This is a genomic window from Pseudomonas sp. CGJS7 (assembly GCF_036961695.1).
In genome coordinates this window covers 18,864-36,948 of record NZ_JBAMDI010000046.1, presented here as the reverse complement: position 1 = coordinate 36,948, position 18,085 = coordinate 18,864, and the positions used below count along the sequence as shown (strand labels likewise).

Here is an 18,085-nt window from a genome sequence, read left to right as displayed (position 1 = left end):
CCCTCCGGTGGCCGAACCGTTTTATGCAGTGAGAACATGACCCGACCAGCCCGCTCGAAACTCGCCCGCCTGTTGTATGGAATCCTGGCCTACGTGAGCCTCGGGGTGGGCCTGGTCGCCATTGTGATTCCTGGCTTGCCGACCACCGAGTTCATCCTGCTGGCCGCCTGGGCCGCCACGCGCAGCTCACCGCGCCTGTCGGCATGGCTGGAGAACCACCGGCTGTTCGGGCCAATTCTGCATAACTGGCGCAACGGCAAGGTGATCCAGCGCCGGGCCAAGGTCAGCGCAACCATCAGCATGCTGCTGTGCGCGGGCCTGATGCTGACCTTTCTGGAACACCACTGGCCAGTATTCCTGGCAATCGCCGGCATGACCCTGGGCAACCTGTGGATCTGGTCACGCCCGGAACACGCCTGCCCTGCCCCGTCACAAGCTCAGCAGCCCTGAATACAAGGCGTAGGCCGCCAGCGCGGCACCCACCAGCACGGCGGCGAAAATCAGCTTTTCCCAGGCCGTGAACAACGTCTGCCCCTGCTCATGCTTGGCCCTCGCGAACAAGACGGCGCCGGGGGCGTACAGCAGCGCCGAAAGCAGCAGGTACTTGAGCCCGCCGGCATACAGCAGCCACACGGCATACAGCAGGGCAACCAGCGCCACCAGCAAGTCCTTGCGCCGCAACCTCGGCTGCCCGGCATAGGTTTCTGCGCGCATCGCCAGCAACACGGCATACGCCGCAGACCACAGGTAGGGCACCAGGATCATCGACGAGGCCAGGTAGATCAGACTGGTGTACGTACCGGCGGAGAACAGCGTAATCAGCAGGAAACCCTGAATCATGCAGTTGGTCAGCCACAGGGCGTTAGCCGGCACATGGTTGGCGTTTTCCTTGGCCAGAAAGCGCGGCATGGTCTTGTCCCGCGCCGTGGCGTAGAGAATTTCGGCACACAACAACGCCCATGACAGCAAGGCGCCAAGCAGCGAGACCGCCAGGCCGAGGCTGATCAGCAAGGCGCCCCAGGGGCCGACGATATGCTCCAGCACCGAGGCCAGCGAGGGGTTCTGCAGCCCGGCCAGTTCCGGTTGGGTCATGATGCCCAGCGACAACACGTTGACCAGCACCAGCAGCGCCAGCACACCCAGAAAACCGATGACCGTGGCCTTCCCAACGTCTGACCGACGCTGGGCGCGCCCGGAATACACACTGGCGCCCTCGATGCCGATGAACACGAACACGGTCACCAGCATCATGTTGCGCACCTGCTCCAGCACGCTGCCGAATTGTGGGTTGCTCAAGCCCCAGATATCCCGGGTGAAGATGTCGGCGCGGAAGGCAAATGCAGCGATCACCACGAAAATCAGCAAAGGCACCACTTTGGCGACGGTGGTGACCTGGTTGATGAAGGCCGCCTCCTTGATACCGCGCAGCACCAGAAAATGTACCGACCACAGCAGCAGCGATGCACAACCGATGGCGATGGGTGTGTTGCCTTCGCCGAACACCGGGAAGTAGAAGCCCAGGGTGCTGAACAGCAGCACGAAGTAGCCGACGTTGCCCAGCCAGGCGCTGATCCAGTAGCCCCAGGCCGAGGAAAAGCCCATGTACTCGCCAAAGCCGGCCTTGGCGTAGGCATATACGCCTGAGTCCAGTTCCGGCTTGCGGTTGGCCAGGGTCTGGAACACGAAGGCCAGGGCCAACATGCCGACCGCGGTGATCCCCCAGCCGATCAGCACTGCGCCCACATCAGCACGCGCGGCCATGTTCTGCGGCAGCGAGAAGATACCGCCGCCAATCATCGACCCGACCACCAGCGCGATCAGCGCGCCCAGGCGCAGCTTCTGTCCCGGTTCGCTCATGAGCCTCCCTTTCATCGAGCCCTGTCATGCGTTTGAAACAGCCTTGCGGGCTATATGAATATCGTTACTTATACTGAAGCTGTGCGTTCAACCTATATCACTCATAACTGCTTTGTCTATGTGCCTGCTCCCTCAAAACTAGCAGCAGTCCGGCAACTAGAAAAGAAACGGATAAAACTCGAAATTCTTGTGGAAAATTTGCGAAAGCGGCAAAAGCAGCTAGTTTCAAGCTTCGCAGGCTGAACAGAGCGTTTGCTCTAGAAGGACATGGAGGTGCCAGTACGCAAGGCCTGCAGCTCAAGCTGTCGGCACTCTCCAGGAGCACCCGTGAAGGAAATTTCCTACCTTCACGGCGCCTTAAACTGACATAAGTCAGCTCAAGGCAAAGGCGTCGGATCTATTCTGTCGTCAACTTTCTCCTGGCAGGAGTTGTTAAATGTCTGATTCATCCGGAAAACTAAAGCTCGGCGCGTTAGTTGCACTTGTCGTCGGCTCGATGATTGGCGGTGGTATCTTCTCGCTGCCGCAAAACATGGCCGCCAGCGCAGGGGTTGGGGCCGTGCTGATCGGCTGGGCGATCACCGCAGTCGGCATGCTGACCCTGGCCTTCGTGTTCCAGACCCTGGCCAACCGCAAGCCTGACCTGGATGGCGGGGTGTATGCCTACGCCAAGGCTGGTTTCGGCGACTACATGGGCTTTTCCTCGGCCTGGGGCTACTGGATCAGTGCCTGGCTGGGCAACGTCGGCTACTTTGTGCTGCTGTTCAGCACCCTGGGTTACTTCTTCCCGATCTTCGGTGAAGGCAACACCCCAGCCGCCATCATTGGCGCGTCGATCCTGTTGTGGGCGGTGCACTTCCTGGTACTGCGCGGCATCAAGGAAGCCGCCTTCATCAACTTGGTCACCACTGTGGCCAAAGTGGTGCCGCTGGTGCTGTTCGCCCTGATCTGCCTGTTCGCCTTCAGGCTCGACATCTTCACCGCCGATATCTGGGCTGTGGGCACGCCAGAGCTTGGCAGTGTCATGAACCAGGTGCGCAACATGATGCTGGTCACCGTGTGGGTGTTCATCGGCATCGAGGGCGCGAGCATCTTCTCGGCGCGGGCGGAAAAACGCACCGACGTGGGCAAGGCAACGGTGATCGGCTTCGTGACCGTTCTGCTGTTCCTGGTGTTGGTCAACGTGCTGTCGCTGGGCATCATGACTCAACCGGAACTGGCCAAGCTGCAGAACCCGTCGATGGCTGCCGTGCTGGAGCATGTGGTCGGCCACTGGGGGGCGGTGCTGATCAGCGTCGGCCTGGTCATCTCGCTGCTCGGGGCGCTGCTGTCGTGGGTGCTGCTGTGCGCCGAGATCATGTTCGCCGCAGCCAAGGACCACACCATGCCGGAGTTCCTGCGCCGCGAGAACGCCAAACAGGTACCGGCCAACGCCCTGTGGCTGACCAACGCCATGGTGCAGATCTTTCTGGTCATCACGCTGTTCTCGAACAGCACCTACCTGTCCCTGATCTACCTGGCCACCTCGATGATCCTGGTGCCCTACCTGTGGTCGGCAGCCTATGCGTTCCTGCTGGCACTGCGCAGCGAAACCTACGAGCAAGCCCTGGCCGAACGCAAGAAGGACCTGATCATCGGTGGTATCGCCCTGCTGTACGCCGTCTGGTTGCTGTACGCCGGCGGCGTGAAATACCTGCTGCTCTCGGCCCTGCTCTACGCACCTGGCGCGATCCTGTTCGCCAAGGCCAAGCGTGAGGTGGGCCAACCGGTCTTCACCAACGTGGAAAAACTGATCTTCGCAGCCGTGGTCATTGGCGCCCTGGTGGCAGCCTTTGGCCTGTATGACGGCTTCCTGACCCTTTGACCCACGTCTTCGCTCAATTGGAGGAATGAAACCATGTCCGCTGAAAAACAGAAGTACGGTGTCCACTCCGAAGCCGGCAAACTGCGCAAAGTGATGGTTTGCGCCCCGGGCCTGGCGCACAAGCGCCTGACGCCGAGCAACTGTGACGAACTGCTGTTCGACGATGTGATCTGGGTCGACCAGGCCAAGCGTGACCATTTCGACTTCGTCACCAAGATGCGCGAGCGTGGCGTGGATGTGCTGGAGATGCACAACCTGCTGACCGATATCGTGCAGAACAAAGAGGCGCTCAAGTGGATCCTCGACCGCAAGATCACCCCTGACACCGTCGGCGTAGGCCTGACCAACGAAGTACGCAGCTGGCTCGAAGGGCTGGAGCCACGCCATCTGGCCGAATTCCTGATCGGCGGCGTGGCGGGCCAGGACCTGCCGCAGAGCGAAGGCGCCGAAGTCGTGAAGATGTACAACGACTACCTGGGCCACTCCAGCTTCATCCTGCCACCACTACCCAACACCCAGTTCACGCGCGACACCACCTGCTGGATCTACGGCGGCGTGACGTTGAACCCGATGTACTGGCCGGCGCGTCGCCAGGAAACGCTTTTGACCACCGCCATCTACAAGTTCCACAAGGAGTTCACCGAGGCCGACTTCCAGGTGTGGTATGGCGACCCGGACAAGGACCATGGCAATGCCACGCTCGAAGGCGGTGATGTGATGCCGATCGGCAATGGCATCGTGCTCATCGGCATGGGTGAGCGCACCTCGCGCCAGGCCATCGGCCAGCTGGCGCAAAACCTGTTTGCCAAGGGCGCCGTCAAGGAAGTGATCGTCGCAGGCCTGCCAAAGTCCCGCGCCGCCATGCACCTGGACACTGTCTTCAGCTTCTGCGACCGCGACCTGGTCACGGTCTTCCCGGAAGTGGTGAAAGAGATTGTGCCATTCATCATCCGCCCGGACGAAAGCAAGCCTTACGGAATGGATGTACGCCGCATCAACAAGTCGTTCATCGAAGTGGTGGGCGAGCAACTGGGCGTTCAGCTGCGCGTGGTCGAGACCGGCGGCAACAGCTTCGCCGCCGAGCGCGAACAGTGGGATGACGGTAACAACGTGGTGGCCATCGAGCCGGGCGTGGTCATTGGCTACGACCGCAACACCTACACCAACACCCTGCTGCGCAAGGCCGGCATCGAGGTCATCACCATCAGCGCCGGCGAACTGGGCCGGGGCCGTGGCGGCGGCCACTGCATGACCTGCCCTATCGTGCGCGACCCGATCGACTACTAACGACCATTACGCCCGGCCGCACCCATGAAGTGGCGGCCGGGACATCACCGAACTCAAGGAGAAACTGTCATGGCGTTCAACATTCACAACCGCAACTTGCTCAGCCTGGAACACCACACCACCCGCGAGTTGCGCTACCTGCTGGACCTGTCCCGCGACCTCAAGCGCGCCAAGTACACGGGCACCGAGCAGCAGCACCTGAAGGGCAACAACATCGCCCTGATCTTCGAAAAAACCTCCACCCGTACCCGTTGTGCCTTCGAAGTCGCAGCCTATGACCAAGGCGCCAACGTCACCTACATCGACCCCAACTCCTCGCAGATTGGCCACAAGGAAAGCATGAAGGACACCGCCCGTGTGCTCGGGCGCATGTATGACGCCATCGAGTACCGTGGCTTCAAGCAGGAAATCGTCGAAGAGCTGGCCAAGTTCGCCGGCGTACCGGTGTTCAACGGCCTGACCGACGAATACCACCCGACCCAGATGATCGCCGACGTGCTGACCATGCGTGAGCACAGCGACAAGCCGCTGCACGACATCAGCTACGCCTACCTGGGCGATGCCCGCAACAACATGGGCAACTCGCTGCTGCTGATCGGCGCCAAGCTGGGCATGGATGTGCGCATCGCCGCGCCCAAGGCACTGTGGCCACACGACGACCTGGTAGAGCGCTGCAAGCAGTACGCTGAAGAAAGCGGCGCACGCATCACCCTCACCGAAGACCCGAAAGCCGCGGTCAAGGGTGTCGACTTTGTCCATACCGACGTGTGGGTATCGATGGGCGAGCCGATCGAAGCCTGGGGTGAGCGCATCAAGCAGCTCAAGCCTTATCAGGTGAATGCCGAACTGATGAAGTCCACCGGTAACCCACGGACCAAGTTCATGCACTGCCTGCCGGCATTCCACAACTCCGAAACCAAGGTAGGCAAGCAGATCGCCGAACAATACCCGGACCTGGCCAACGGCATCGAAGTGACCGATGACGTGTTCGAGTCGCCAGCGTGCATCGCCTTCGAGCAGGCGGAAAACCGCATGCACACGATCAAGGCGATCCTGGTATCGACCCTGGCTGATCTATAGGTAGCCCGCAGTCCCTGTGGGAGCGGGCGTGCCCGCGAAGGCGTCAGCCGCATCATCGATGATGTCAGGTCTGGCCTCTTCGCGGGCATGCCGGCTCCCACAGCGAACTCGGCAGCCTCCGTGCAGCGACAGTCCATTCATTCTTTCGCTAAAGGACATTCCACATGCGTATCGTTGTTGCATTGGGCGGCAACGCCCTGCTTCGTCGCGGCGAGCCCATGACCGCTGACAACCAGCGCGCCAATATCCGCACCGCCACCGAACAGATCGCCAAGATTCACCCTGGCAACGAGCTGGTCATCGCCCACGGCAACGGCCCGCAAGTGGGTCTGCTGTCGCTTCAGGCCCTGTCGTACAAGCCAGACGAGGCCTACCCGCTGGACGTGCTGGGTGCCGAGACCGAGGGCATGATCGGTTACATGATCGAACAGGAACTGGGCAACCTGCTGGCCTTCGAGGTGCCATTCGCCACCTTGCTCACCCAAGTGGAAGTGGACGCCAACGACCCGGCCTTCAAGGATCCGACCAAGTTCATCGGCCCGGTCTACAGCAAGGAAGAGGCCGAGCGCCTGGCCAAGGAAAAGGGCTGGGTGGTCAAGGCCGACGGCGACAAGTACCGCCGCGTGGTAGCCAGCCCGAAACCCAAGCGCATCTTCGAAATTCGCCCGATCAAGTGGCTGCTGGAAAAAAGCAGCATCGTGATTTGCGCAGGCGGTGGCGGCATCCCCACCATGTACGATGAAAACCGCAAGCTCAAAGGCATCGAGGCGGTGATCGACAAAGACCTGTGCTCGGCGCTGCTGGCCGAGCAATTGGAAGCCGACCTTCTGATTATCGCCACCGACGTCGATGCAGCCTACATTGACTGGGGCAAACCGACGCAGAAGGCCATCGCCCAGGCCCACCCGGACGCGTTGGAAACGCTGGGGTTTGCCGCCGGCTCCATGGGGCCGAAGGTGCAGGCCGCCTGCGACTTTGCCCGCAACACCGGCAAGGTGGCGGTGATCAGTTCGCTGGAGAACATCGAAGACATCGTCAAAGGCACTGCCGGCACTCGGGTTTCCACCGCGAAGCCGGGGATCAGCTACCGTTGAATGCAGTCGGCGGGCTTACGCGGCCCGCCATTTTCGACCTTCCAAAGGAGATAGCCATGGCCCAGTATCAGCCCGGTCATGTACACATCGAGCGCTCTGCGCTGAACAACGCCGACCACAGCTATGACCTGAACATCGAGTACGAGGCCGTGTCGGACCCCAAGGAAGGCAGAGGCATTCAGTTCCACATGCATGGCAGCATCGAAGGCAAGACAGTGGAAGAAAAGTTCTTCCTGGCCAAGGACCAGGTCTTGCCCAGCTTCCTCATGCTGCTGACCCGCAAGGCGCAGTCGTATCTGGCGCCGCCGAAGAAATTCGAGACCCTGAGTTCGCCGCACAAGCTCTATGACCATATGTTCGCGGACATTCGCGAAAAGCTCGATGTGAAATCGGGCGACCCGATCAAACCTGAACATCTGGAATGACCCTTTTCGCGAGCAAGCCCGCCCCCACAGCAGCAACCCTGTGGGAGCGGGCGCGCCCGCGAATGCGCCACCGCCAACCTTGGGCCTGACACCCGTCTCAGGGCATACTGGCGGCCTCCATTGCCAACTGTTCGAACCCATGCGCATCCACGTCAGCTTCATCGACCGCGTCGGCATCACCCAGGAAGTCCTCGCCCTGCTCGGTGCCCGCAACCTCAACCTGGACGCCGTGGAGATGGTCCCGCCGAACGTCTACATCGACGCCCCCACCCTCAGCCCCGCCGTACTTGAAGAACTGCACGACGCGCTGTTCGAAGTACACGGCGTGCAATCGGTGGACGTGGTCGACATCCTCCCCGGCCAGCGCCGCCACCTGCAGCTCGATGCCCTGCTGGCCGCCATGAGCGACCCGGTGCTGGCGGTGGACAGCGCAGGCCTGGTGCTGTTGGCCAACCCGGCGCTGATCGAACTGTGCGGCCGCGAATCTGCCGGCCGCTCGGTGGGTGAGCTGTTTGGCGACCCCGCGCTGCTGCAGGCGCTGCTGGACAACAACTTCCACCTGCCCATGCGCGAAATGCAGCTGAACGGCCATAGCCTGCTGCTGGACGCCATGCCGATTACCAACGCCGGTGGCCTGCTGACGCTGTACCCACCTTCGCGTATGGGCGAACGCCTGTCGGCCCTGCACCACGACCACGCCGAAGGCTTCGATGCCTTGCTGGGCGAGTCGCCGGCCATCCGCACCCTCAAGGCCCGCGCCTTACGCGTGGCTGCGCTCGATGCACCGCTGCTGGTGCATGGCGAGACCGGCACCGGCAAAGAACTGGTAGCCCGCGCCTGCCATGCCGTCAGCAGCCGCCACGCGGCCCCGTTCCTGGCGCTGAACTGCGCCGCGCTGCCCGAGAGCCTGGCCGAAAGCGAGCTGTTCGGCTACGCGCCCGGGGCCTTTACCGGCGCGCAACGAGGTGGCAAGCCTGGGCTGATGGAACTGGCCAACCAGGGCACCGTGTTCCTCGATGAAATTGGTGAAATGTCGCCCTACCTGCAGGCCAAGCTGCTGCGTTTTCTCAGCGATGGCAGCTTCCGCCGGGTGGGTGGCGACCGTGAAGTGAAGGTGGATGTGCGCATCATCAGCGCCACCCACCGCGATCTGGAGCGCATGGTCGCCGAAGGCAGCTTTCGCGAAGACCTGTTCTACCGCCTGAACGTGCTTAACCTGGAGGTACCGCCGCTTCGCGACCGTGGCCAGGACATCCTGATGCTGGCGCACTTCTTCATGCAGCAGGCGTGCACGCAGATCCAGCGCCCAGCCTGTCGGCTGACCCCCTCCACCCATTCGGCACTGCTGGCCAACCCTTGGCCGGGCAATGTGCGCCAGTTGCAGAACGTGATCTTCCGCGCCGCGGCTATCTGCGAGGGCAACCTGGTGGATATCGGCGACCTGGATATCGCCGGCACCTCGGTGGCACGCGGGCAAGACGGCGAAGTGGCCAGCCTGGAACAGGCTGTAGGTGATTTCGAGCGCGAACTGTTACAGCGCTTATACGCCAGCTACCCGTCAACACGGCAACTCGCCGGGCGCTTGCAAACTTCGCACACGGCTATCGCGCAGAGGCTGCGTAAATATGGAATACCCGGGAAACCATGAGGACTGTGGTCAAAACCCATGATTGAATCGGACTTTTCCTAGCCGCTGAGCCACAATTAACTGGAGTGCTCCCCGTAGAATGGCGACATTGTAATTTTGCTTGTCACCTTGAACGAAGAGTACCCTGATGTTCGAACTCGATTTTTACGGGACACTTGTAGCCGCCTCTTTGGTACTGCTACTGGGACGCGGCCTGGTTGCACGCATTGGTTTCCTGCGCGCATACAATATCCCGGAGCCTGTTGCAGGCGGCCTGGTCGTTGCCTTGTCACTCCTGGCATTGCGCAGTTTCGATGTACACGTCCAATTTGATACCTCGTTGCAAACACCGTTGATGCTGGCATTCTTCGCTACCATCGGCTTGAGTGCAGACTTCGCAAGCCTGAAGAAGGGTGGACGGGTGGTCGCCGTATTCCTTCTGGTGGTGACGGGTTTGCTAATGGTTCAGAACGCCATGGGCATCGGCCTGGCAACAGCATTGGGGCTCGACCCGCTGATGGGCCTGCTGGCCGGTTCGATCAGCTTGTCGGGTGGCCACGGCACAGGCGCTGCCTGGGGCGCGACCTTCACTGAGCGGTTCGGCCTGGCTTCGGCTTCGGAACTGGCAATGGCCTCTGCCACTTTCGGCCTGGTGTTGGGCGGTTTGATTGGTGGCCCAGTCGCCCGGTTGCTGATCAAACGGGTCGAAACGCCTGGGGTGCAAGAAGAAGCACCGCAATTACCCAAAGGCTTTGAACAACCTGACAGAGAGCGCCTGATCACCTCGTTTTCATTTATAGAAACCTTGGCACTTATTGCTGTCAGCTTACTGACCGGTACCTTACTTAATGGCTTGTTGAAAGGCACAGCATTCGAACTGCCGACATTTGTTTGCGTACTCTTCGTCGGCGTACTGTTGCGCAATGGGCTTCGGGCTTTAGGTGTTTACAAAGTATTCGAACGGGAAGTGTCGGTACTGGGCAATGTGAGTTTGTCCCTGTTCCTGGCGATTGCCTTGATGTCGCTAAAGTTGTGGGACCTGGCAGCCCTGGCATTACCCTTCTTTACCTTGTTGGCCGCACAGACACTGGTCATGGCGCTGTTCGCAATCTTCGTGACGTTCAAGGTAATGGGGCGCAACTACGATGCAGCAGTCCTGGCTGCCGGCCACTGTGGCTTCGGCCTGGGTGCTACACCGACAGCCATCGCCAACATGCAAGCGGTGACACAACGCTATGGTGCCTCGCACCTCGCCTTCCTGGTGGTGCCGATGGTGGGGGCGTTCTTCATCGACATCATCAATGTCATCGTGATCAAGCTGTACCTGGCATTGCCTTGGTTTGTTGCGGGTTGAGCGAGGTCACGAACCTGTGAAGCCAGGGCAGGCAATCAGCACGTCGTTCTGAGTTGCGTGGGGCCTGCCGGTACAGCCTACCAACGCAGCATGCGGGGGCCCCACCAGGCACCGAGTACCGTCGGCACGAGCATGCCGAGGACATACCACACACCCCAGAACGGCACGCCCATTTCCGGGCAATGCAGGCAGTAGGCCACCGTTGCGCTCGAGCCCGCCAGCAGGCCACCGGCAGCACCTGCCAGCCGCAACCGGGTCGGCGCCAGGCCTTTCAGCGCCCAGAACACGGTGACAAAGGCCGGCACCGACAGCAACGCGATATTCAGTGCGCAGGTACGCCATGTGCGCCCGAACAACAGGTCGGCGCGCGCCTCCACAGGCGCCCCGGCGATACTCACCGCCGCCCCGCACCAGACCAGCAGCAGTGGCAAGCCAAGCATCTTCCAGCCTGCAGCGCCCTTCCCTCCTGGCCTGGCCAAGCGGCTCGTCAACCACAGCCCGATCAACGCCAAGCTGGTCGGAAAGGCGACTTTGCCCCAGAACAGCGGGGTTTGTGCGACCTCTGTGATATCACTGCGTACACCGTAAAGGGTAATAGTCAGCAGCAGTGCTGCGGTCAGCCCGCCCAGCACAGCCACTGCCATCCGCCTGCCAACGGCGTGGCGCGGCACTGGCCCTTCGCCTGCGGCCAGCAAGGCAATCAAATCGTCAGTCTTCATGGTTGTTGGCTCCTCCAATCAGCCTGGATAGCGCTTTCAGACCTCGATGTATCCCAACCTTTACCGCTGAACTGGAAAGCCCGGTAAGTTGTGCCGTCTCTTCGACAGACAACCCCTCCAGCTTGACATGAACAATCGGCAGTCGTTGCCGCTCTGGCAGCTGTTTGAGCAGCTTGGTCAGGTCTCGGCTGGCCTCGGCTGATTCAACCTCCGAGACGGCAAACAGTTGCGCATCATCGTCCAGCACATCATGCCGGGCGTCGCGACGTGAAACACTTCGCAGATGATCCGCCAGCTTGTAACGGGCAATCGCCTGCACCCAGGCAGTCAAAGGCTGCTGCGGCTGGTAAGTGTGGCGCGCGTTATGCACCGCCAGCAGCACATCCTGCACCATGTCCTCTATCTCGGCCGGGCGCCTGCTCAGACGGCTGCGCAGAAACGCACGTACATGCAGCGCAAGCGTGCCAAGAAAATCCTGATAGGCCAGCTGGTCGCCTGTCAGCCCCCGAAGCAACAGTGCTTTCAACCGGGCCTCGCGAGCCTCGAGCTCATCCTGTGAGTTAGTTCGCTGCATGGGTCGCCTGGGTTACACCCTGAATACAATTGACTTGATTCATCCGCTCCCGCCGTGTGGCACGCAGGTGCTGCAAATATGCCATGCCCTTGGCTTCAACATCAGGTCGTGAAGACTCGCCCTGAAAAAATTTCTTCCAAGGCTGTAACCCGTTTTACGCAAGGCACGAACTACTCCATGAGCCGCCGGTATAGACCACGGCCACACTCTCAGGAGATTGACCATGAAAACCCTCGCCCTCACCACCGCAGCACTCGCGCTTGCCACGCTTGCAGGCGCCGCCATGGCGGCCGACAGCACGCAACCCGCAGGCAATGGCGCTGCCATGGAAAAATGCTACGGCGTCGCCATGGCAGGAAAGAACGATTGCAAGGCCGGTGCCGGCACCAGCTGCGCCGGCAGTGCGAAGAAGGACTACGACGGCATGCACTGGAAAAACGTCCCCGCCGGCACCTGCACATCGATCAAGACACCCGCCGGCATGGGCTCGCTGACACCTATCAAGTCTTGATCAGGGGAAACCGACCATGAACACAGACGCACGAATGGGCGCCGGAGTCAGCCTGAAGGCCGAGCACTACGACCAGGCGCTGGCGTGCAATCTCGAAGGGCTCTGGTTTGAAGTTCACCCGGAGAACTACATGGTCGGTGGCCCTCGCCTTGCCTGGCTGAACCGAATCGCAGAGCGGCACCCGGTCTCATTGCATGGTGTGGCACTTTCGCTTGCGGCTGACGCGGCTCCCGATCAGGACCATCTGCAGCGTCTGCGCGCACTGTGCGATCAGACCGAACCGGTACTGGTATCAGAGCACCTGGCCTGGTCAACCTGGCAGGGGCACTACCATCCAGACCTGCTGCCATTTCCGCGCAGCAACGAAGCTCTGCAGCGCATCGCTGAAAACATCCAGCGATGCCAGGAGGTTTTGGGCCGGCGGATATCCATCGAAAACCCCAGTCATTATTTGCAGCTGCAGGGCCATGACTGGGACGAGATCGACTTTCTTGGCGAACTGACACGTCGCACCGGTTGTGGTCTGTTGCTGGACATCAACAACGTCTACGTGAGCGCTCACAATCTGGGGTTCTCGGCAACTGCCTACCTGGATCGCTTTCCAGCGCAAGCCATCACAGAAGTTCATCTGGCCGGGCACAGCAACGATGACCAAGGCAGCCTGTTGATCGACTCTCATGATGCGCAGGTGGCCGAGCCTGTATGGGCGCTGTACCGCAAACTGGTTTCCCGTGTAGGCCCGCGCCCGACCCTCATTGAACGTGACGACAAGCTTCCCCCGTTCACCGAACTGCTTGCTGAACGGTCCATTGCACAGTCGATCATGACTTGCCCAGGTGTATTGCCATGAACCTTTCCCTTGGTCAGTTCCAGCAAGCGTTCATCGAGGCACTCTATTCCCGTCCCGCTCCCCAGCTTTCGGGCGTGACCGAACAAGCGGCGTTCGCGGTTTATCGCAACACGGTGTTGGCCGGCTGCGTGGATGCGCTGCGCGCAAACTTTCCGAGCGTGTGCACACTCGTCGGGCGCACCTGGATGGATGAGACCGCGGCAATCTATGCGCGGCAATTCCCCCCCAGCGATCCCCGGTTGATCTGCTACGGCGCGACCTTCCCGGATTTCCTCGAAGACATTCAGTCACAGCACGCTGTGCCGTATCTGGCAGAAGTCGCTCGCCTGGACCTGCGTTGGACAGAAGCCTTCAGTGCGCCGTACGAAACGTGCCTGAACCTTGTCGAACTGGCAGGCATGACCCCCAGCGATCTTGATCACGGTTGCTTGCACCCCCGTGCCAGTGCTCGCTGGTACTGGTGCGAAGCGCACCCTGTGTACACCCTGTGGCGCTGCGCCCGCGAGCAGGTTGCCTGGCCCGATGACCAGCCATGGGTGGGCGAAGGGGTGCTGTTTGTCGGCACCGCTGATGGCGTATGCCACCAGCCACTGGGAAAAGGTGGCCATGCGTTCCTCAAGGCCTGTGCTGCCGGACAGTCGCTGATGCAGGCCTCGGACCTGGCGCGACACGCTGAAACCGACCTGGATTTCACCGAGATGCTCGGGCGCCTGATGACGGCCCAGGCTTTTCGCTCACTCGCCTTCACAGGAGAACACCACCATGGCTAGTGCCGATTTCACACCTCCGGCCAGCAGCCTGCGGCGCGCCTGGAACCACGTTGCACAGAGCCTCGAGCGCCGTTTGAGCGATGACCTGTTGTGCCTGGTCGCCCGGTTCGGGATCGCCTCGATATTCTTTCTCTCCGGACGCACCAAAGTGGAGGGTTTCCTCACCCTTACACCCGGCACCTATGAGCTGTTCCGCACCGAGTACGCGGTGCCTCTACTCTCGCCCTGGCTTGCAGCGCACCTGGCCGCCTACGCTGAGCACTTGTTCCCGCTATTGCTGGTGCTCGGGCTGATGACCCGGCTATCGGCGCTGGCACTGCTGGGCATGACGTTGGTGATCGAAGTGTTCGTCTACCCCGATGCGTGGCCCACCCACCTGACCTGGGCAGGGCTCTTGCTGCTCCTGGTTGCCCGAGGTGCCGGCGCGTTTTCGCTGGATCATCTGCTGAAAGTGAGATGACCGAAGGCCATTGGCACCTCGGCTGTCCAGGCACCACATGTATCGTTTTCGCTACGTCGTAGCGAAAACGATACACACCCTCCTCGCCGTGGGTGCACAAGGGTTTGATGCTCAAACCCTTTTCCTCCCATAGGCACCTGTAACGATATCATTCCACACGAAAAATACGGCTTCTCCGACAATTTACGTAATCTATTGATAAATAAGAAGTTTTATAGGTTGGCCGCATTATTGCTAAGGGAATCCTACCCTAAGAGCGCGGCGCCACCGCGCCCCCAACGCCCTGCTTCCCGAGGATTCCCCATGAGCGAGTTGCGTTTCACTGAAGATCACGAATGGCTGCGCGTCGAAGCCGATGGCAGCGTCACCGTGGGCATCACCGCCTACGCCCAGAATGCCCTTGGCGACGTGGTTTTCGTGCAACTGCCAGAGTTGCAGCAGTATGAGAAAGGCAACGAAGCGTCCACCGTTGAATCGGTCAAGGCCGCCAGCGGCGTGTACATGCCACTGACGGGTGAAGTGGTCGAGGTCAACGGCCAGCTCGAAGACAGCCCGGAACTGGTCAACGAAGACCCGATGGGCGAAGGCTGGTTCTTCCGCTTCATCCCTGCCGATGTAGAAGCGGTAACCGCGCTGCTCGACCAGGACGCCTACGACCGCCTGCTCAAAGCCAACGACGACGCCTGAGGAATCCCGCCATGACCATCAACCTCGGCACCGCCAACGAATTCATCGCCCGTCACATAGGCCCGCGCGCCGCTGACGAACAGGCCATGCTCACTGCACTGGGCTTCGACTCGCTGGACGCCATGACCGCTGCGGTCATCCCCGACAGCATCAAAGGCACCAGCGTGCTTGGCTCGCACGACGGCCAGAGCGAGGCCGACGCACTCGCCGCACTCAAGGCCATCGCCAGCAAGAACCAGCTGTTCAAAAGCTACATCGGCCAGGGCTACTACAACACCCACACTCCGGCACCGATCCTGCGCAACCTGCTGGAAAACCCGGCCTGGTACACCGCCTACACCCCGTATCAGCCAGAAATTTCCCAAGGCCGCCTGGAAGCGCTGCTGAACTTCCAGACCCTGATCAGCGACCTCACCGGCCTGCCGATCGCCAACGCCTCCTTGCTCGACGAAGCCACTGCTGCGGCCGAGGCCATGACCTTCTGCAAGCGCCTGTCGAAGAACAAGTCCAGCCATGCCTTCTTCGCCTCCGTGCACTGTCACCCGCAAACCCTCGACGTGCTGCGCACCCGTGCCGAGCCGCTGGGTATCGAGGTTGTGGTTGGCGACGAGCGCGAGCTGGGCGATGTCAGCGCCTTCTTCGGCGCCCTGCTGCAATACCCTGCCAGCAACGGTGAAGTGTTCGACTACCGCGAGGTCGTGCAGCGCTTCCACGCGGCCAACGCCCTGGTCGCCGTAGCGGCAGACCTGCTGGCCCTGACCCTGCTGACCCCACCGGGCGAATTCGACGCCGACGTGGCCATCGGCAGCGCCCAGCGCTTCGGCGTGCCACTGGGCTTCGGTGGCCCGCACGCGGCTTACTTCGCCACCCGCGACGCGTTCAAGCGCGACATGCCTGGCCGCCTGGTCGGCGTGTCGATCGACCGCTTCGGCAAAACCGCCCTGCGTCTGGCCATGCAGACCCGCGAGCAGCACATCCGCCGCGAAAAGGCCACCAGCAACATCTGCACCGCCCAGGTGCTGCTGGCCAACATCGCCAGCATGTTCGCCGTGTACCACGGCCCTGCCGGCCTCAAGCGCATTGCCGAGCGCACCCACGCCCTGACCGCGATCCTCGCCGCCGGCCTGAAGGCGCTGGGCGTACAAGTGGTGGGCGCCAGCGCCTTCGATACCCTGACCCTGGCCACCGGCACTGCCACCGCCAGCCTGCATGACAAGGCACGCGCCCAGGGCATCAACCTGCGCCAGATCGATGCCGCCCATGTGGGCCTGTCCCTGGACGAAACCAGCACTCAGGCTGACGTCGAGTCGCTGTGGCAGCTGTTGGGTGGCGAGCAGGCACAGCCTGATTTCACCGCACTGGCCGCCAGCACCGGTTCCCTGCTGCCTGCCGCCCTGCTGCGCCAGTCGGCCATCCTCGAACACCCGGTGTTCAACCGCTACCACAGCGAAACCGAGCTGATGCGCTACCTGCGCCGCCTGGCCGACAAGGACCTGGCGCTGGACCGCAGCATGATCCCGCTGGGCTCCTGCACCATGAAGCTGAACGCCGCCAGCGAAATGATCCCGGTCACCTGGGCCGAGTTCGGCAACCTGCACCCGTTCGCTCCGGCCGAGCAGAGCCAGGGCTACCTGCAGATGACCACCGAACTGGAGGCCATGCTGTGCGCGGCCACTGGCTATGATGCCGTGTCGCTGCAGCCCAACGCCGGCTCGCAGGGCGAATACGCCGGGCTGTTGGCGATCCGCGCCTACCACCGCAGCCGTGGTGAAGGCCATCGCGATATCTGCCTGATCCCGTCGTCGGCCCATGGCACCAACCCGGCCACCGCACACATGGCTGGCATGCGTGTCGTGGTTACCGCCTGTGACGCCCGTGGCAACGTCGATGTCGAGGACCTGCGCGCCAAAGCCATCGAGCACCGCGAGCGCCTGGCCGCAATCATGATCACCTACCCGTCGACCCACGGCGTGTTCGAGGAAGCGATCGGCGAAATCTGCGCGATCATCCACGACAACGGCGGCCAGGTGTACATCGATGGCGCCAACATGAACGCCATGGTCGGACTGTGCGCGCCAGGCAAGTTCGGCGGCGACGTTTCCCACCTGAACCTGCACAAGACCTTCTGCATCCCGCACGGTGGTGGTGGCCCGGGTGTTGGCCCGATTGGCGTCAAGTCGCACCTGGCGCCGTTCCTGCCAGGCCATGCACAGCTGGAAAACACCCAGGGCGCGGTATGCGCTGCGCCGTTCGGTAGCGCCAGCATCCTGCCAATCACATGGATGTATATCCGCATGATGGGCGGTGCCGGCCTCAAACGTGCCTCGCAGATGGCAATCCTCAACGCCAACTACATCGCCCGCCGCCTGGAAGAGCACTATCCTGTTCTGTATACCGGCGGTAACGGCCTGGTGGCTCACGAGTGCATTCTCGACCTGCGCCCACTGAAGGACACCAGCGGCATCAGTGTCGACGACGTGGCCAAGCGGTTGATCGACTTCGGCTTCCACGCCCCGACCATGTCCTTCCCGGTGGCTGGCACGCTGATGATCGAACCGACCGAAAGCGAGTCCAAAGAAGAACTGGACCGCTTCTGCAACGCAATGATCCAGATCCGCGAAGAAATCCGCGCGGTGGAGGACGGTAGCCTGGACAAGGACGACAACCCGCTGAAAAACGCACCGCACACTGCGGCTGAGCTGGTTGGCGAATGGACCCATGGCTACAGCCGCGAGCAGGCGGTATACCCCCTGGCGAGCCTGGTGGAAGGCAAGTACTGGCCGCCGGTCGGCCGCGTCGACAACGTGTTCGGCGACCGCAACCTGGTGTGCGCCTGTCCGTCGATCGAGAGCTATCAGGACGCCTGATAGCCCCTCCCCGCCACCTGGCTTGGGTGGCGGGCTCTGTGTAGGCGCGGGTCTACCCG

Annotated in this window: 17 protein-coding genes; 14 read left to right on the top strand and 3 right to left on the bottom strand. The window is 61.6% G+C overall.

Going from position 1 to position 18,085, the window contains the following annotated elements; all coding sequences use genetic code 11:
* The first annotated feature begins 36 nt into the window (after positions 1-36).
* On the top strand, positions 37-450 hold the full coding sequence (locus V7787_RS25385; RefSeq protein WP_003255065.1) for a YbaN family protein: 414 nt from the start codon (positions 37-39) through the stop codon (positions 448-450).
* On the opposite strand, the gene arcD (V7787_RS25380) is transcribed toward V7787_RS25385, so the two are convergent.
* Entirely contained in the window at positions 430-1,857 is a 1,428-nt protein-coding gene (gene arcD, locus V7787_RS25380; RefSeq protein WP_336090020.1) for an arginine-ornithine antiporter, read from the bottom strand. The two genes, V7787_RS25385 and arcD (V7787_RS25380), sit on opposite strands and share 21 nt — an antisense overlap.
* Before the next feature lie 436 nt (positions 1,858-2,293).
* On the opposite strand from arcD (V7787_RS25380), the gene arcD (V7787_RS25375) reads away from it, so the two are divergent.
* The 7 genes from arcD (V7787_RS25375) to gltS all read left to right on the top strand — a co-directional run bounded on the left by arcD (V7787_RS25375) (position 2,294) and on the right by gltS (position 10,588).
* Entirely contained in the window at positions 2,294-3,721 is a 1,428-nt protein-coding gene (gene arcD / locus V7787_RS25375) for an arginine-ornithine antiporter (RefSeq protein ID WP_064493358.1), read from the top strand.
* A 33-nt stretch (positions 3,722-3,754) separates the two neighbouring features.
* Positions 3,755-5,008 carry an arginine deiminase gene (gene arcA, locus V7787_RS25370; protein ID WP_021781892.1) on the top strand — a complete coding sequence of 418 codons (1,254 nt, stop codon included), beginning with the start codon at positions 3,755-3,757 and terminating at the stop codon, positions 5,006-5,008.
* Positions 5,009-5,077: 69 nt separating this feature from the next.
* Positions 5,078-6,088 carry an ornithine carbamoyltransferase gene (locus V7787_RS25365; RefSeq protein ID WP_010952185.1) on the top strand — a complete coding sequence of 337 codons (1,011 nt, stop codon included), beginning with the start codon at positions 5,078-5,080 and terminating at the stop codon, positions 6,086-6,088.
* Positions 6,089-6,252: 164 nt separating this feature from the next.
* On the top strand, positions 6,253-7,182 hold the full coding sequence (gene arcC, locus V7787_RS25360; RefSeq protein ID WP_014589851.1) for a carbamate kinase: 930 nt from the start codon (positions 6,253-6,255) through the stop codon (positions 7,180-7,182).
* 56 nt (positions 7,183-7,238) lie between these two features.
* On the top strand, positions 7,239-7,607 hold the full coding sequence (locus V7787_RS25355; RefSeq protein ID WP_020189900.1) for a DUF5064 family protein: 369 nt from the start codon (positions 7,239-7,241) through the stop codon (positions 7,605-7,607).
* 139 nt (positions 7,608-7,746) lie between these two features.
* Positions 7,747-9,255, top strand: a complete 1,509-nt coding sequence (locus V7787_RS25350; protein ID WP_003255078.1) for a sigma-54-dependent transcriptional regulator — start codon at positions 7,747-7,749, stop codon at positions 9,253-9,255.
* A gap of 127 nt (positions 9,256-9,382) precedes the next feature.
* A complete protein-coding gene (gene gltS / locus V7787_RS25345) occupies positions 9,383-10,588 on the top strand; it encodes a sodium/glutamate symporter (RefSeq protein WP_014589849.1) in 1,206 nt (401 codons plus the stop codon).
* A gap of 77 nt (positions 10,589-10,665) precedes the next feature.
* Here the strand turns inward: gltS and V7787_RS25340 are convergent, their stop codons facing one another.
* A complete protein-coding gene (locus V7787_RS25340) occupies positions 10,666-11,307 on the bottom strand; it encodes a DUF1109 domain-containing protein (protein WP_104960866.1) in 642 nt (213 codons plus the stop codon).
* Positions 11,297-11,881: a sigma-70 family RNA polymerase sigma factor gene (locus tag V7787_RS25335; protein ID WP_003255081.1), complete on the bottom strand. Its 585-nt coding sequence runs from the start codon at positions 11,879-11,881 to the stop codon at positions 11,297-11,299. The genes V7787_RS25340 and V7787_RS25335 overlap by 11 nt, the downstream gene beginning before the upstream one ends.
* Before the next feature lie 223 nt (positions 11,882-12,104).
* On the opposite strand from V7787_RS25335, the gene V7787_RS25330 reads away from it, so the two are divergent.
* The 6 genes from V7787_RS25330 to gcvP all read left to right on the top strand — a co-directional run bounded on the left by V7787_RS25330 (position 12,105) and on the right by gcvP (position 18,026).
* Positions 12,105-12,392: a BufA1 family periplasmic bufferin-type metallophore gene (locus V7787_RS25330; protein WP_010952179.1), complete on the top strand. Its 288-nt coding sequence runs from the start codon at positions 12,105-12,107 to the stop codon at positions 12,390-12,392.
* A gap of 16 nt (positions 12,393-12,408) precedes the next feature.
* Positions 12,409-13,242, top strand: a complete 834-nt coding sequence (bufB, locus tag V7787_RS25325; protein WP_177413612.1) for an MNIO family bufferin maturase — start codon at positions 12,409-12,411, stop codon at positions 13,240-13,242.
* Positions 13,239-14,012, top strand: a complete 774-nt coding sequence (locus V7787_RS25320) for an HvfC/BufC N-terminal domain-containing protein (RefSeq protein WP_104886632.1) — start codon at positions 13,239-13,241, stop codon at positions 14,010-14,012. Before bufB ends, V7787_RS25320 begins: the two co-directional genes overlap by 4 nt.
* Positions 14,005-14,472 (top strand): DoxX family protein, encoded by a 468-nt coding sequence (locus V7787_RS25315; RefSeq protein WP_064493353.1) that lies wholly within the window; start codon positions 14,005-14,007, stop codon positions 14,470-14,472. The genes V7787_RS25320 and V7787_RS25315 overlap by 8 nt, the downstream gene beginning before the upstream one ends.
* Positions 14,473-14,775: 303 nt before the next feature.
* Positions 14,776-15,159: a glycine cleavage system protein GcvH gene (gcvH, locus tag V7787_RS25310; protein ID WP_064493352.1), complete on the top strand. Its 384-nt coding sequence runs from the start codon at positions 14,776-14,778 to the stop codon at positions 15,157-15,159.
* 11 nt (positions 15,160-15,170) lie between these two features.
* Positions 15,171-18,026 carry an aminomethyl-transferring glycine dehydrogenase gene (gene gcvP / locus V7787_RS25305; protein WP_060546319.1) on the top strand — a complete coding sequence of 952 codons (2,856 nt, stop codon included), beginning with the start codon at positions 15,171-15,173 and terminating at the stop codon, positions 18,024-18,026.
* Positions 18,027-18,085: the final 59 nt, after the last annotated feature.

Coding starts and splice junctions, on each gene's coding strand:
- V7787_RS25385 (WP_003255065.1), top strand. CDS start 37: ATGACCCGACCAGCCCGCTCGAAACTCGCCCGCCTGTTGTATGGAATC.
- arcD (WP_336090020.1), bottom strand. CDS start 1,857: ATGAGCGAACCGGGACAGAAGCTGCGCCTGGGCGCGCTGATCGCGCTG.
- arcD (WP_064493358.1), top strand. CDS start 2,294: ATGTCTGATTCATCCGGAAAACTAAAGCTCGGCGCGTTAGTTGCACTT.
- arcA (WP_021781892.1), top strand. CDS start 3,755: ATGTCCGCTGAAAAACAGAAGTACGGTGTCCACTCCGAAGCCGGCAAA.
- V7787_RS25365 (WP_010952185.1), top strand. CDS start 5,078: ATGGCGTTCAACATTCACAACCGCAACTTGCTCAGCCTGGAACACCAC.
- arcC (WP_014589851.1), top strand. CDS start 6,253: ATGCGTATCGTTGTTGCATTGGGCGGCAACGCCCTGCTTCGTCGCGGC.
- V7787_RS25355 (WP_020189900.1), top strand. CDS start 7,239: ATGGCCCAGTATCAGCCCGGTCATGTACACATCGAGCGCTCTGCGCTG.
- V7787_RS25350 (WP_003255078.1), top strand. CDS start 7,747: ATGCGCATCCACGTCAGCTTCATCGACCGCGTCGGCATCACCCAGGAA.
- gltS (WP_014589849.1), top strand. CDS start 9,383: ATGTTCGAACTCGATTTTTACGGGACACTTGTAGCCGCCTCTTTGGTA.
- V7787_RS25340 (WP_104960866.1), bottom strand. CDS start 11,307: ATGAAGACTGACGATTTGATTGCCTTGCTGGCCGCAGGCGAAGGGCCA.
- V7787_RS25335 (WP_003255081.1), bottom strand. CDS start 11,881: ATGCAGCGAACTAACTCACAGGATGAGCTCGAGGCTCGCGAGGCCCGG.
- V7787_RS25330 (WP_010952179.1), top strand. CDS start 12,105: ATGAAAACCCTCGCCCTCACCACCGCAGCACTCGCGCTTGCCACGCTT.
- bufB (WP_177413612.1), top strand. CDS start 12,409: ATGAACACAGACGCACGAATGGGCGCCGGAGTCAGCCTGAAGGCCGAG.
- V7787_RS25320 (WP_104886632.1), top strand. CDS start 13,239: ATGAACCTTTCCCTTGGTCAGTTCCAGCAAGCGTTCATCGAGGCACTC.
- V7787_RS25315 (WP_064493353.1), top strand. CDS start 14,005: ATGGCTAGTGCCGATTTCACACCTCCGGCCAGCAGCCTGCGGCGCGCC.
- gcvH (WP_064493352.1), top strand. CDS start 14,776: ATGAGCGAGTTGCGTTTCACTGAAGATCACGAATGGCTGCGCGTCGAA.
- gcvP (WP_060546319.1), top strand. CDS start 15,171: ATGACCATCAACCTCGGCACCGCCAACGAATTCATCGCCCGTCACATA.